The organism is Rhizobium sp. SVR5-9E, assembly GCF_056755095.1.
On the sequence record NZ_JBNDHS010000029.1, the window covers coordinates 48876 to 62205 of the forward strand.

Genomic DNA, 13330 nt, shown 5'->3' on the forward strand with positions numbered 1-13330 from the left:
AGTTTCATGAAGATTACCTGGCTAGGCCATTCCGCCTTCCGCATCGAAACGGCAAAGGCGAAGATCCTGCTCGACCCGTTCCTGACGCACAATCCGTCTTTTGCCGGTCAGAGCCTCAAGGATGTCTCCGCAGGTGTCACCCATATCCTGCTCACCCACGGCCATGGCGATCATGTCGGCGATACCGTCGCAATCGCCAAGGAGACCGGAGCCGTTGTTCTCGCCAACGCCGATCTGGCGTCCTGGCTCGGCTCCAAGGGTCTTTCGAAGCTTGAAATGGGCAACACGGGTGGCACGATCTCGCTCGGCGGCTTCTCGGCCACGTTCACCAATGCGCTGCATTCCTCCGCACAGATCACCGAGGATGGCGTCTCCCACGCGCTCGGCAATGCCAACGGCCTGATGCTGCATTTCGATGATGAAGCCTCGATCTTCGCGATGGGCGATACCGACATCTTCTCCGACATGGCGCTGATCAACGAACTGCATCAGCCGGATATCGGCCTCGTGCCGGTCGGCGACCGCTTCACCATGGGCGGTGCCGTCGCTGCGCTCGCCTGCCAGCGCTACTTCAATTTCAAGACGGCAATCCCCTGCCATTACGGCACCTTCCCGATCATTGACCAGACGGCCGACAAGTTCGTCTCCGGCATGGAGGGGGCGAAGGCCGCGGTGAAGGCGATGAAGCCCGGCGAGACGCTGTCCATCTAAGCAAAACCCCGTTGCACTGGGCGGACATGGTCTTTATAGCGGGTGGGAAATTTCCCATTCGGAGAATGCCATGTCCGTCGACTTTGCCACCGTTAAGCGCGTTGCGCGCCTTGCCCGTATTGCCGTCTCGGAAGAAGAGGCAAACCGCATGGTTGGCGAGCTGAACGGTATTCTCGGCTTCGTCGAGCAGCTTTCGGAAGTGAACGTCGAAGGCGTCGAGGCGATGACCTCGGTCACGCCTATGGACATGAAGAAGCGCAGCGACGCGGTGACGGACGGCAACAAGGCTGCCGATATCGTTTCCAATGCGCCGCTCACCGATCAGAATTTCTTCCTGGTGCCTAAAGTCGTCGAATAAGGCCCGCTGCCGCTTTCCGACTCCGTTGCCATTCCAGATTTGAAGCGAAACATCATGAGCGAACTCACCAGCCTCACCATTGCCGAAGCCCGCGAGAAGCTGCGTGCCAAGGAAATCAAAGCCGTCGAACTGACCGAGGCCTATATCTCGGCGATCGAGGCGGCAAACGAGAAGCTCAACGCCTATGTGAAGGTCACGCCCGAGAAGGCGCTGCAGATGGCCGAAGTGTCGGATGCTCGCCTGGCCGGCGGCAAGGCAGGCGCGCTTGAGGGCATTCCGCTCGGCATCAAGGATCTCTTCGCAACGGAAGGCATCCACACCCAGGCCTGCAGCCATATCCTCGACGGCTTCAAGCCGCATTACGAATCGACCGTCACCCAGAACCTCTGGGACGACGGCGCCGTCATGCTCGGCAAGCTCAACATGGATGAGTTCGCCATGGGTTCGTCCAACGAGACGTCCTATTACGGCGCGGTCATCAATCCCTGGCGCTCGGCCGGCTCCAACCAGCAGCTCGTTCCGGGCGGCTCGTCCGGCGGTTCAGCCGCTGCCGTTGCCGCACATCTCTGCGCAGGCGCCACGGCAACCGACACCGGCGGCTCGATCCGTCAGCCGGCAGCCTTCACCGGCACTGTCGGCATCAAGCCGACCTATGGCCGCTGCTCGCGCTGGGGCACCGTTGCCTTTGCCTCCTCGCTCGACCAGGCAGGCCCGATCGCTCGCGACGTGCGCGATGCCGCAATCCTTCTGAAGTCGATGGCGTCAGTCGATCCCAAGGACACGACCTCCGTCGACCTGCCGGTGCCGGATTACGAAGCCTCCCTCGGCAAGTCGCTGAAGGGCATGAAGATCGGCATTCCGAACGAGTACAGGGTCGACGGCATGCCCGAGGAAATCGAAACGCTCTGGCAGCAGGGCATCGCCTGGCTGAAGGACGCAGGGGCCGAGATCGTCGACATCTCGCTGCCGCACACGAAGTATGCACTTCCGGCCTACTACATCGTCGCCCCGGCCGAAGCGTCCTCGAACCTCGCTCGCTATGATGGCGTGCGCTACGGCCTGCGCGTCGACGGCAAGGACATCGTCGACCTATACGAGAAGACCCGCGCCGCGGGCTTCGGCAAGGAAGTCAAGCGCCGCATCATGATCGGCACCTATGTGCTTTCGGCCGGTTACTACGATGCCTACTACATCAAGGCGCAGAAGGTCCGTACGCTCATCAAGCGCGATTTCGAACTGGCGTTCAATGCCGGCGTTGATGCCATCCTGACGCCCGCCACGCCCTCGTCTGCCTTCGGCGTCGCCGATGAGAATCTCGCATCCGACCCGGTCAAGATGTACCTGAACGATATCTTCACGGTGACGGTCAACATGGCGGGTCTCCCGGGCATCGCTGTCCCCGCTGGCCTCGATCACCAGGGCCTGCCGCTCGGCCTCCAGCTCATCGGCAAGCCCTTCGACGAAGAAACCCTCTTCAAGACCGCGCACGTCATCGAACAGGCCGCCGGCAAATTCACGCCGGCCAAGTGGTGGTAAGCGGACTTACAATTCGGAAAATGACCGTCGCCGACCACCAACTGGTCGGCGACATCGGTTTTGCGGCATGGCTGTCCAGCAGCCAGGGTGAAGCGGAGTTCGGCGACCGCGACATCGTCGAAGCCGCGCGGAAGGCATTCCTCGATTATCCCGCATCGGCCAAGGGCCACGTTGCCGTAGCCGAAATCGCCGGAAGACTGGCCGGATGGGGCGCCTGCGAAGACGCGCCCGATTATATTTCCGATCTTTGGATCGATCCTGCCTATCAGGGCCGCGGTGTAGGCTCGGCGCTTCTCCGGCATTTCCTGACGCGCATTGCAGCGGCAGGGTTCAAGGTCGCCAAGATCGACACGCGGGCGACAAACGCTGGTGCTATCCGTCTTTATGAGCGGAATGGCTTTTCGATCGTCTGGCGCGGTGTCGAGCGCGACCTAAGTCTTGGCATAGACCTCGACAAGGTCAACCTGGAAAAGCATCTGGGCTAGGCAGCGCGCAGGGAGGCGTTCATGTCGAAATCTGATCTTGCCAATCTCATCGAAGCCTTCGATCGCCTCGCGGCCGCCGGCTTTTCCGTGGGCGGGCAATGGCAGGCCGTCCATGAGATCTGCCAGAGCCGTGAAGGCGAAAGCCCCTTCGATTGGGGACACGCCATCTGTCACCGCATCGAAGGCGACGACTGGAATGCCGATTACTGGTACTGGCGCGCTGGCAAGCGGCGGGGTGGGGGCTCTGTCGCTGAGGAATGGGCGGCGATGAAGGCCGAGCTTTCGGCCGGTCTTTGAGACGTGGCTCCGACCGGAGAGGTCGCAGTCAAGCTGCGGCCGGTTTCGGGGAGCGCTCACAAAAACGGTGGGCCAACTGCGCAAATTAATAGAAAAGCCGCTGATTAGGTGCTCTACTCGTTGCGTCGAACGGGGGTTCCATGATCCACACTCGCAATGCCCACGAGGGCGAAGCGGACCTTTTGAGTGAGATTGGCCTCAGAGCCTGGCAAAGGGCCATGGCGGCGATGGGCGAGTCGGATGCGCTGCTGGATGCGGCGCGGAGCGCTTTTGTGTATTTCACGCAAAGCAACTGGCTGACGATTACGGTCGCCGAGCTTAACGGCCAGATTGCCGGCTGGGGAGCGCGCGAACGGCTGGATGAGACGATTTCCGATTTCTGGATCGATCCGGCCTATACCCGTCAGGGTCTAGGCTCGGCGCTTCTGCAGCGGATCGAAAAGGACATCGCCGAGCAGGGCTTCGAAAAGGCGGCGATGCAGACGCATTCGGGTAATACCGAGGCGATCAGCTTCTTCCAGAAGCATGGCTATGCCATCCATTGGCTTTCGGTCGCCTACAATCCCAAGCTCGACCGCGACGTGCCGTCGGTCGGATTGAGCAAGGACTTCGAACCCGAGGGCGACGGCAGTTACGGTCCAGGCCCTGGCATCTGATGTGCCGAAAGCCTTGCACCGGCAGACCATTTCCGTTACCTCACCAGATGAAAAGAACAGCCTTCCAAAGAGCATCAAATGACCATTGTCGACGTTCGCACGCCTGATCCGAAACGCTTCATTCCCGGCGCCACCGGTGACTGGGAGGTCATCATCGGCATGGAGGTCCATGCGCAGGTGCTGTCGAATTCGAAGCTCTTCTCCGGCGCCTCGACCGAATTCGGCAAGCCGCAGAATTCCAACGTCTCGCTCGTCGATGCCGCCATGCCCGGCATGCTGCCTGTTATCAACGAGGAATGCGTCAGGCAGGCGGTGCGTACCGGTCTCGGGCTGAAAGCCCAGATCAACAAGCGCTCGCTCTTCGACCGCAAGAACTATTTCTATCCCGACCTGCCGCAAGGCTATCAGATCTCGCAGTACAAGGATCCGATCGTCGGCGAGGGCAAGATCGTGATTTCTCTCGGTCCCGACCGCCAAGGCCAGTTCGAGGATATCGAGATCGGCATCGAGCGCCTGCATCTGGAACAGGACGCCGGCAAGTCGCTGCACGACCAGCATGCCACCATGTCCTACGTGGACCTCAACCGCTCGGGCGTCGCGCTGATGGAAATCGTCTCGAAGCCAGACATGCGCTCTTCCGACGAAGCCAAGGCCTACATGACTAAGCTGCGCTCGATCGTTCGCTATCTCGGCACCTGCGATGGCAACATGGACGAAGGCTCGATGCGTGCCGACGTCAACGTTTCCGTCCGTCGCCCGGGTGAAGCTTTCGGCACGCGTTGCGAGATCAAGAACGTCAACTCCATCCGCTTCATCGGCCAGGCGATCGAATACGAAGCCCGCCGCCAGATCGGCATTCTGGAAGACGGCGGCACGATCGATCAGGAGACACGGCTTTTCGATCCGAACAAGGGCGAGACCCGTTCCATGCGATCCAAGGAAGATGCGCACGACTACCGCTACTTCCCCGATCCGGACCTGCTGCCGCTTGAATTCGACGATGCCTTCATCAAGGCTCTCGAAGCGCACCTGCCGGAGCTGCCGGACGACAAGAAGGAACGCTTCGTGCGCGACCTCGGCCTGTCGGTCTATGACGCGTCCGTCCTCGTTTCCGAGAAGGCGATTGCCGATTACTTCGAAGCCGTGGCCGAAGGCCGCGACGACAAGACGGCAGCAAACTGGGTGATCAACGATCTTCTCGGCGCCTTGAACAGGACCGGCAAGGACATTGAGGACACTCCGGTTTCGCCAGCACAGCTGGGCGCGATCATCGATCTCATCAAGGCCGAAACGATTTCCGGCAAGATCGCCAAGGACCTGTTCGAGATCGTCCTCAATGAGGGTGGTGACCCGGCTGACATCGTCGAGGCCCGCGGTATGAAGCAGGTGACTGACACCGGCGCCATCGAGAAGGCCGTTGACGAGATCATCGCCGCCAACCCCGATCAGGTCGCCAAGGTCCAGGCCAAGCCGACGCTCGCCGGCTGGTTCGTCGGCCAGGTCATGAAGGCGACGGGCGGCAAGGCAAACCCGCAGGCCGTCCAGGCTCTCGTCAAGGCGAAGCTCGGTATCGAGGAATAGGCGCGATCAGCGGCGCCCTTTTCTCAGCTTCCGCCGTCCTTGGGCGCGGTCCTGCCATGGAAAGTACGAATGGTCTATTTTGTCCGCACAGCTGGCGAGCGTGATCTCGAGACGATCCGTGGCTTGCTGGTCGAGAGCTTTCATGCCGCCTACGACGGCTTCTACGGCGATGCGAAGGTCGACGAGCTTGTCGCTCATCTTTTTTCGCCCGCCGCGTTGAAGGCGCGGTTGTCCAGAAAGAATGCCGAGTTTCTAGTTGCCGACAGCGGCAAGGATATCGGCGCGGTCGGCTATGCGGCAATGTCCGCGGAGATGGCGAAGACCGCGATCTTGCATCTCCTCTATGTGCGCCCGTCGCTGCAACGTCAGGGAATCGGGCGGGACATGTTCGCCGAGCTGGAAACCTGCTTCCCGAACGCGGAGATCATGCGGCTCGAGGTCGAGCCGAAGAACGAAGAGGCCATAAGCTTCTACAACCGGCTGGGATTCGTCGAGGTGGGACGCAACGAGAATATCGGTCCCGGCCAGTCAGGCATTCCGAGCCTCATCCTTGAAAAGCGCCTGCAGGCGCACTGAGCATCCGATGCCGAACGATCTCATCATCCGCCAGGCCCGCGAAACCGACCTGCCTGCATTGATCGCGCTCTTTGCCGCCGACGATATCGGCGGGCATGGCGACACGACCGATGCAGCTGCCTTTCCCGATTACGCCAGAGCTGTCGCTGGGATCGCCGCTTCGCCGGACCAGGCGCTCTATGTCGCCGAGAAGGCCGGCGAGGTCGTCGGCACCTTCCAGATATCGATCGCGACAACGCTGACGGGGCGCGGCGCATCCTTCATGATAATCGAAGCAGTTCAGACGCGCGGGGATGTGCGCGGTCAGGGCATCGGCGGACAGATGATCGAATTCTGCATCGCACAAGCAAAAGGCCGTGGCCTTGCGCGTGTCCAGTTGATCTCGAACGCCAAGCGCAAGGATGCCCACAGGTTCTACGAGCGCCTGGGATTCGTGCAGTCGCATCTGGGCTTCAAGATGGCCCTGAAGTGAGGCGTCGCCGCTCGGGAATCGCTGGACAATCCGGCATTCCGGCGGCATAAGCGAAGGATCGAATTCCCGACCCGCTTGACCTTCGGCAAGCACAAGGAAAAGACATGAAGAAGTTCCTGCTGCACGTTTTCACCTGGTGGAATTATTACACCCTTGGCACCCTGTACGCCCTGCGCAAATTCAAGCGCGTCGGCGAGGATGAGTTCGGTAACGTCTATTACGAAGGCGGCCTGTCTTCCTACGGTCTGCCGAAGCGCTGGGTGATCTATAACGGTTATGCCGAAGCGTCCGCCATTCCGCCGGGCTGGCACGGCTGGATGCATCACCGCACCGACACTCCGCCGTCCAAGGAAAACTATGTCGCCAAGGAATGGCAGAAGGCGCACCGCCCAAATCTTACGGGGACCGCTCAGGCCTATCGTCCGCCGGGCTCGCTTGCCGCTTCCGGCGAGCGCCCGCGGGTGACCGGCGACTACGACGCCTGGACGCCGGGCAACTGATAACGCACCGTGGGTCGGGCCATGCGGCCCGGCTTTTGGCCACAATTGACCTTTACCCGCAGGTTGGCCGCAGCAGCTGCGGCTCCTATCCAATGCGGTGGAGACGCGCAGATATGAAGCTTTTCACGCGGAATCAGATCCTGCGTGCCGCCGGCTTGGCGCTGGCGCTTGGCTCCTCTTTGCTGCCGCAGGCGGCGTCCGCCGCGCGCATCAACAATCCCGTCGCAGTCTTTTCCGGCCTCGACAAGATCACCGGTCGCATCACGACGTTCGATGTCTATGTAAACGAGACCGTGCAGTTCGGTGCGCTCCAGGTCACGCCGAAGGCCTGCTATTCGCGTGACCAGGCGGAAGCGCAGAAAATTGACGGCTTTGTCGAGGTTGATGAGATCACGCTCGACCGGAAGATCCGCCGGATCTTCAGCGGCTGGATGTTCGCCGACAGTCCCGGCCTCAACGCCGTCGAACACCCGATCTACGACGTCTGGCTGAAAGACTGCAAGCAGAACTCCGACGTCCCGCCGCCGGACAGCGCGGCGACGGCGCAGTAAAGCGGCTTCGGCTCGCGCTTAAAACTCCAGATGCGGCGATTGCATCGCGGAGGCCAGCATCACCGCATAGTCCTCTTTATTAACGTCGATGGCGCCGAAGGTCTTCAGATGTTCGGTCGTGAATTGCGTGTCGAGCAGAGTGAAGCCGCTGTCGCGTAACCGCTCGACCAGATAGACGAGGCAGATCTTCGAGGCGTCGGTGCGGCGGGAGAACATGCTTTCGCCGAAGAAGGCCGAGCCGAGCGAGACGCCGTAAAGGCCGCCGACCAGCCAGCCGTCCTCCCAGGCCTCGACGGAATGGGCATGGCCCATCCGATGCAGCGTGGAATAGAGCGATCGGATGGTATGGTTGATCCAAGTGCTCGGCCGGTCGGAGGTTGCCTCGGCGCAAGCCGCGATCACCGCGTCGAAATCATAGTTGAAACGGATGTCGAATGGCTTCTTGCGGATGGTCTTCGCAAGGCTTTTCGAAACATGAAAGTCATCGAGCGGCAGCACGCCGCGAAGTTCCGGTTCGACCCAGAAGATTTCCGGATCATCGGCCGATTCCGCCATCGGAAACAGGCCGATGGAGTAGGCGCGCAGGAGGATCTCCGGGGTGATGCCTGGGGACTTCCTGCGCGATCCTGCCATCCCGTTATGCCGAATGGTTGGCCAGGTAGTGCTCCAGCCAGTGGATATCATAATCGCCGTTGGCGATATCCTGATTGGACACGAGATCCTGGAACAGCGGTAGCGTCGTCTTGATGCCGTCGACGACAAACTCGTCGAGAGCACGGCGCAGGCGCATCATGCATTCCACACGCGTCCGTCCGTGCACGATCAACTTGCCTATGAGACTATCATAGTACGGCGGGATCTTATAGCCTTGGTAGGCGCCGCTATCGATACGCACGCCGAGGCCGCCCGGCGCATGGAAATGCGTGATCGTACCGGGCGAGGGCACGAAGGTGCGCGGATCCTCGGCGTTGATACGGCATTCGATCGCGTGGCCCTCGAAGGTGACCTCCTCCTGCTTGACGGAGAGACCGCGGCCGGACGCGACGCGGATCTGTTCGTGCACGAGGTCGATACCGGTGATCGCTTCGGTCACCGGATGCTCGACCTGCAGGCGGGTGTTCATCTCGATGAAATAGAACTCGCCGTTCTCGTAGAGGAATTCGATCGTTCCGGCGCCGCGATATTTCATCTTCTTCATGGCGTCGGCGCAGACCTGGCCGATCTTCATGCGCTGCTCGACGTTGAGAGCCGGGGAGTTTGCCTCTTCCCAGACCTTCTGGTGGCGGCGCTGCAAGGAGCAGTCGCGTTCGCCGAGATGGATCGCATTGCCTTCGCCGTCGCCGAAAACCTGGACTTCGATGTGCCGCGGCTTGCCGAGGTATTTTTCCATGTAAACCGCGGGATTGCCGAAGGCTGCAGCCGCTTCCGAGCGGGCCGTGTTCAGCGCTTCGTCGAGATCGGCCTCGGTCTTGGCGACCTTCATGCCGCGCCCGCCGCCGCCGGCCGTCGCCTTGATAAGAACCGGGAAGCCGATCTTGCGGGCCGTTTCCAGCGCATTCTCGGCAGTAACCTCACCGTCGGAGCCCGGAACGACGGGAATGCCGAGTTGCTGCGCCGTCTGCTTGGCGGTGATCTTGTCACCCATAAGGCGGATATGCTCCGCCGTCGGCCCGATGAAGGTGATGCCGTGGGCTTCGAGGATGTCGGCGAACTTGGCGTTTTCCGAAAGGAAGCCGTAGCCCGGATGCACGGCGTCGGCGCCGGTGATTTCGCAGGCGGCAACGATCTGATGGATGTTCAGGTAGCTATCACGCGACGGCGGCGGGCCGATGCAGACGCTCTCGTCTGCAAGGCGCACATGCATGGCATCGGCGTCGGCTGTGGAGTGCACGACGACGCACGGGATGCCGAGCTCCTTGCAGGCGCGCAGCACGCGCAGCGCAATTTCCCCGCGATTGGCAATGAGGATTTTGGAGACCATGACGCCCGCCTTATTCGATGACGACGAGGAGCTGGCCATATTCGACGGGCTGTCCGTCCTCGACTAGGATCTCCGTGACCTTCCCGGACTTCGGAGACGGAATCTGGTTCATCGTCTTCATCGCTTCGATGATGAGCAGCGTCTGGCCTTCCTTGACGGTCGAGCCTACTTCGATGAAGGCGCGGGCGCCCGGTGCCGGAGCCATGTAAGCGGTGCCGACCATCGGTGCGTTGATGGTGTTCGCCGGGTTACGCGTCGCTGCTGCCGGAGCGGCTGCCGGTTGCGGTGCGGCTGCGGAAGAGGCGGCTGCCGCATAGGCCGGCGCGGCGATCGGCGCCTGGACATACTGCGTGGTGGCGCGCGAAACGCGGATGCGCAAATCTTCTTGCTCGACTTCGATTTCCGTCAGGTCCGTGTCGTTGAGGATGTTTGCGAGATCGCGGATCAGCGCCTGATCGATACCTTTTTTCGTCTCAGCCATGAGTGTGCCCTGTCTTCTTCTTATGCCGTGAGGTTCTTCAGCGCCTGCAGCGCCAGGATGTAGCTATAGGGGCCAAAGCCGCAGATCACGCCCTTTACAGCCGGCGCGATCATCGATTTGTGGCGGAATTCTTCGCGTGCATGCACGTTCGAGATATGGAGCTCGATCACCGGAATGGAAATGGCGCGGATTGCATCGTGCAGCGCAACCGACGTGTGCGTGTAGGCGCCGGCATTGATCGCAACGCCTGCCGCCTTGTCTTGCGCCTCGTGGAACCAGTCGACAAGGACGCCTTCATGATTGCTCTGGCGGAAATCGATTTCGAAGCCAAGGTCACGGCCAGCCGCCTTGCAATCCGCCTCGATATCCTTGAGCGTCTTTCCACCATAGATGCCGGGTTCTCGTTTGCCGAGCATGTTCAGGTTAGGTCCGTTCAGGACGAAAATAGTCTGCGTCATCGAATGTTCCGTCAAAATCACGAGGGCCACCTATAGACTCCCCATGTCTTTAAAGAAAGCCCCTTGGGGAGGGCAGCCGAAATCGTGCCATATTTGTCCACATGGCTGAAACACTTGGATTTTGGCGAATTGATGGGCGCCGCCTCAGCAGCTCGTCTTCCCGCAGGCGCGCATGTTTTTCACCTTGGCCTCAAGATCGTCGAAACCGACCGCGCCCTGCACCAGCTCGTTGCCGATGACATAGGAGGGGGTGCCGCTGATGCCGAGCTTCTGCGCCAGCTCGTAGGCTCCTTCGACGGAGGCGGTGTCCGGGCTCTTCTTCATTTCGTCACGGATCTGCATCTCGCTGACGCCGAGCGATGTTGCGACTGCGATGGCGCTGTCCTCGTCCGCACGGCCGTCGCCGCCAAGCAGGGCGACATGGAACTGTCCGTACTTTTCCGGAGCGAGCTTGCGGAAGGCATCCGAAACCTTATGAGCGGCGACCGATTCCGGCCCGAGGATCGGGAATTCCTTCAGCACGAAGCGGACGTTCTTGTCCTTTTCGAGCATGGCCTGCATGTCGGACAGGGCGTGACGGCAGTAGCCGCAATTGTAGTCGAAGAACTCGACGATGGTGACGTCGCCCTTCGGATTGCCGATCGTCATGTCGTATTTCGCGTTGAAGATATCCTTGCCGTTCTCCGCGATCGCCTGATTGGCTTTCACAGAGCGGGCTTCCTGCTGCTTCTTCTGCAGGGCATCCTGCACCTCGAGCATGATTTCCGGGTTCTGAATCAGGTATTCCTTGATGAACTCGCCGAATTCCTTCTTCTGCGCGTCATCGAGGGCAGCTGCCGGAAAAGGCAGGGCAACGCTTGCGGCGAGTGCGAGGGCGGTGAATGTTTTCGCAAAGAAGGTCATTTTGATCCTCGTCTTCGGCAGATGGGCCGATTTTGCTGCGATTCACTATCGCCGCGTTCCCAGGTTGAGCCCCAAAGCATCACGTTAAGGCGCGAGCTACAGTCCTCAAACAGGATTTTTTCGCAGGCGCGACGCAATCGCGGGATTGTGATGAACTCAATATTGCGTCAATTGTCTGGCCGCAAGTGAACATCCGGAGATATGCAGCCTTGTTTTCCGTATCGAAACGCAGCGAAGTCGAGCCTTTCCACGCCATGGACGTGCTGGCGGAGGCGACCAGAAGGCGCGCAAACGGCCATCCGGTCATCTCCATGGCCGTCGGCCAGCCTTCCCATCCGGCCCCGCAGACAGCGCTCGAGGCCGCGCGCGCAGCGCTGGCCGACGGCAGGATCGGCTATACCGACGCGCTCGGCACCGCGCGGCTGAAAAGCGTGCTTTCCTTGCACTACCGCGACCGGCACGGGCTTGACGTCAATCCCATGCGGATCGCCGTCACCACCGGCTCCTCGGCGGGCTTCAATCTTGCGTTCCTTTCGCTTTTCGATGCCGGCGATGCCGTGGCGATCGCGAGGCCCGGCTATCCGGCCTACCGCAATATTCTCGGCGCGCTCGGCCTGAAAGTCCTCGAAGTGCCGGTAACCGCCGAGACGCATTTCACGATGACGCCGGAAAGCCTGGAGGCCGCGCAGCAGGAAAGCGGCGTGAGACTGAAAGGGGTTCTGCTTGCAAGCCCCGCCAACCCGACCGGCACGGTGACGGGAAGGGACGCGCTGAAGGCGCTGGCCGATTATTGCGCCGCCAATTCGATCGCCTTCATCTCCGACGAAATCTATCACGGCCTGACATTCGCCGGCCAGGAAACGAGCGCCCTGGAGCTGACAGGCGAGGCGATCATCATCAACTCCTTCTCGAAATATTATTGCATGACCGGCTGGCGGATCGGCTGGATGGTGTTGCCGGAGCGGCTTGTCCGGCCTATCGAACGGGTGGCGCAAAGCCTCTACATCTCGCCGCCGGAGCTTTCCCAGATCGCCGCCACGGCGGCCCTCGGCGCTGCGGCGGAACTCGACGTCTACAAGGCGAGCTATGCCAGAAACCGCGATTTCCTGATGAGGCGGCTTCCCGAAATCGGCCTTTCGATCGCTTCGCCGATGGACGGCGCGTTCTATGCCTATGTCGATATCACGCGGTTCACCAACGACAGCATGGCCTTTGCCAAGCGGATGCTGGCGGAAATCGACGTGGCCGCGACACCCGGATTCGACTTTGATCCGCTGGAGGGCAGCCGAACGATGCGCATGTCCTATGCGGGGTCCGAGGCGGAAATCGCCGAGGCGGTGGAGCGCATCGCGGGATGGCTGAAATAGGGCCTGCTGCCCGTGGCTTGTGAGCAGTTCTGAAAGCATTTTCGGAAGTTATTGAATGAGGCCGGTCGTGCGCACGGCTTTCCGTTCACGCGATGAATCCATCCGTGCCTTGCATCTGCATTCAACTCGGACGGGGCGCTGGAAATTGCCTCGTTGAGTAGAAGTATATGGCGCTTCCCAGCGCCCCGTTCGGCGGTTTTTATCCGCAACTCCGGTCTCTCTGCTCGGATACCGGCGCCGCCGGTCCGTCTGTGTGCCCCACAGGCACGCCCGAAATCACCCGGCCGGCATTTTCGCCCGGCCGCCGTTTCGGAGGGAGACCATTTTCTGCGGACCCGAATGTAGGAGCTTACGTCGTTCTCCTGCAGCCGGCGCCGGTCCCGTCTCGCCGCGACGCCTCGCGGTGTATCCGTGACG

At 61.0% G+C, this 13330-nt stretch carries 17 protein-coding genes; 12 read left to right on the forward strand and 5 right to left on the reverse strand.

What is annotated here, in order from left to right; translation table 11 throughout:
• Positions 1-6: 6 nt before the first annotated feature.
• The 11 genes from ACPYOJ_RS15475 (at position 7) to ACPYOJ_RS15525 (ending at position 7723) form a co-directional block, all read left to right on the forward strand.
• Entirely contained in the window at positions 7-711 is a 705-nt protein-coding gene (locus tag ACPYOJ_RS15475) for a metal-dependent hydrolase (RefSeq protein WP_481417048.1), read from the forward strand.
• A 70-nt stretch (positions 712-781) separates the two neighbouring features.
• Positions 782-1069, forward strand: coding sequence for an Asp-tRNA(Asn)/Glu-tRNA(Gln) amidotransferase subunit GatC (gene gatC / locus ACPYOJ_RS15480; protein WP_481417049.1), 288 nt, complete (start codon positions 782-784; stop codon positions 1067-1069).
• Positions 1070-1123: 54 nt separating this feature from the next.
• Positions 1124-2605, forward strand: coding sequence for an Asp-tRNA(Asn)/Glu-tRNA(Gln) amidotransferase subunit GatA (gatA, locus tag ACPYOJ_RS15485; RefSeq protein WP_481417050.1), 1482 nt, complete (start codon positions 1124-1126; stop codon positions 2603-2605).
• A gap of 20 nt (positions 2606-2625) precedes the next feature.
• Positions 2626-3090 (forward strand): N-acetyltransferase family protein, encoded by a 465-nt coding sequence (locus tag ACPYOJ_RS15490; protein ID WP_481417051.1) that lies wholly within the window; start codon positions 2626-2628, stop codon positions 3088-3090.
• A 21-nt stretch (positions 3091-3111) separates the two neighbouring features.
• Entirely contained in the window at positions 3112-3387 is a 276-nt protein-coding gene (locus ACPYOJ_RS15495; RefSeq protein ID WP_481417052.1) for a hypothetical protein, read from the forward strand.
• 140 nt (positions 3388-3527) lie between these two features.
• On the forward strand, positions 3528-4043 hold the full coding sequence (locus tag ACPYOJ_RS15500; protein ID WP_481417053.1) for a GNAT family N-acetyltransferase: 516 nt from the start codon (positions 3528-3530) through the stop codon (positions 4041-4043).
• Between the two features lie 78 nt (positions 4044-4121).
• Positions 4122-5624 (forward strand): Asp-tRNA(Asn)/Glu-tRNA(Gln) amidotransferase subunit GatB, encoded by a 1503-nt coding sequence (gatB, locus tag ACPYOJ_RS15505; RefSeq protein WP_481417054.1) that lies wholly within the window; start codon positions 4122-4124, stop codon positions 5622-5624.
• A 69-nt stretch (positions 5625-5693) separates the two neighbouring features.
• On the forward strand, positions 5694-6200 hold the full coding sequence (locus ACPYOJ_RS15510) for an N-acetyltransferase family protein (protein WP_481417055.1): 507 nt from the start codon (positions 5694-5696) through the stop codon (positions 6198-6200).
• A gap of 7 nt (positions 6201-6207) precedes the next feature.
• Positions 6208-6672: a GNAT family N-acetyltransferase gene (locus ACPYOJ_RS15515; RefSeq protein WP_481417056.1), complete on the forward strand. Its 465-nt coding sequence runs from the start codon at positions 6208-6210 to the stop codon at positions 6670-6672.
• A 104-nt stretch (positions 6673-6776) separates the two neighbouring features.
• Complete coding sequence (locus tag ACPYOJ_RS15520) at positions 6777-7172, forward strand: NADH:ubiquinone oxidoreductase subunit NDUFA12 (RefSeq protein ID WP_481417057.1); 396 nt, start codon at positions 6777-6779, stop codon at positions 7170-7172.
• A gap of 113 nt (positions 7173-7285) precedes the next feature.
• Positions 7286-7723, forward strand: a complete 438-nt coding sequence (locus ACPYOJ_RS15525; protein ID WP_481417058.1) for a DUF2155 domain-containing protein — start codon at positions 7286-7288, stop codon at positions 7721-7723.
• 18 nt (positions 7724-7741) lie between these two features.
• Here the strand turns inward: ACPYOJ_RS15525 and aat are convergent, their stop codons facing one another.
• From aat to ACPYOJ_RS15550, 5 genes are all read right to left on the reverse strand, one after another.
• Positions 7742-8356, reverse strand: coding sequence for a leucyl/phenylalanyl-tRNA--protein transferase (gene aat, locus ACPYOJ_RS15530; RefSeq protein WP_481417059.1), 615 nt, complete (start codon positions 8354-8356; stop codon positions 7742-7744).
• 4 nt (positions 8357-8360) lie between these two features.
• Positions 8361-9704, reverse strand: coding sequence for an acetyl-CoA carboxylase biotin carboxylase subunit (gene accC / locus ACPYOJ_RS15535; RefSeq protein WP_481417060.1), 1344 nt, complete (start codon positions 9702-9704; stop codon positions 8361-8363).
• A gap of 10 nt (positions 9705-9714) precedes the next feature.
• The gene (gene accB / locus ACPYOJ_RS15540; RefSeq protein WP_481417061.1) at positions 9715-10185 is read right to left on the reverse strand and encodes an acetyl-CoA carboxylase biotin carboxyl carrier protein; all 471 of its coding nucleotides are present in this window, start codon (positions 10183-10185) and stop codon (positions 9715-9717) included.
• Positions 10186-10205: 20 nt separating this feature from the next.
• Entirely contained in the window at positions 10206-10643 is a 438-nt protein-coding gene (gene aroQ, locus ACPYOJ_RS15545) for a type II 3-dehydroquinate dehydratase (protein WP_481417062.1), read from the reverse strand.
• A gap of 144 nt (positions 10644-10787) precedes the next feature.
• Complete coding sequence (locus tag ACPYOJ_RS15550) at positions 10788-11546, reverse strand: DsbA family protein (RefSeq protein WP_481417063.1); 759 nt, start codon at positions 11544-11546, stop codon at positions 10788-10790.
• A gap of 209 nt (positions 11547-11755) precedes the next feature.
• Here ACPYOJ_RS15550 and ACPYOJ_RS15555 point away from each other — a divergent pair, with 209 nt between their 5' ends.
• The gene (locus tag ACPYOJ_RS15555; RefSeq protein WP_481417064.1) at positions 11756-12913 is read left to right on the forward strand and encodes a pyridoxal phosphate-dependent aminotransferase; all 1158 of its coding nucleotides are present in this window, start codon (positions 11756-11758) and stop codon (positions 12911-12913) included.
• The last annotated feature ends 417 nt before the right edge of the window (positions 12914-13330 follow it).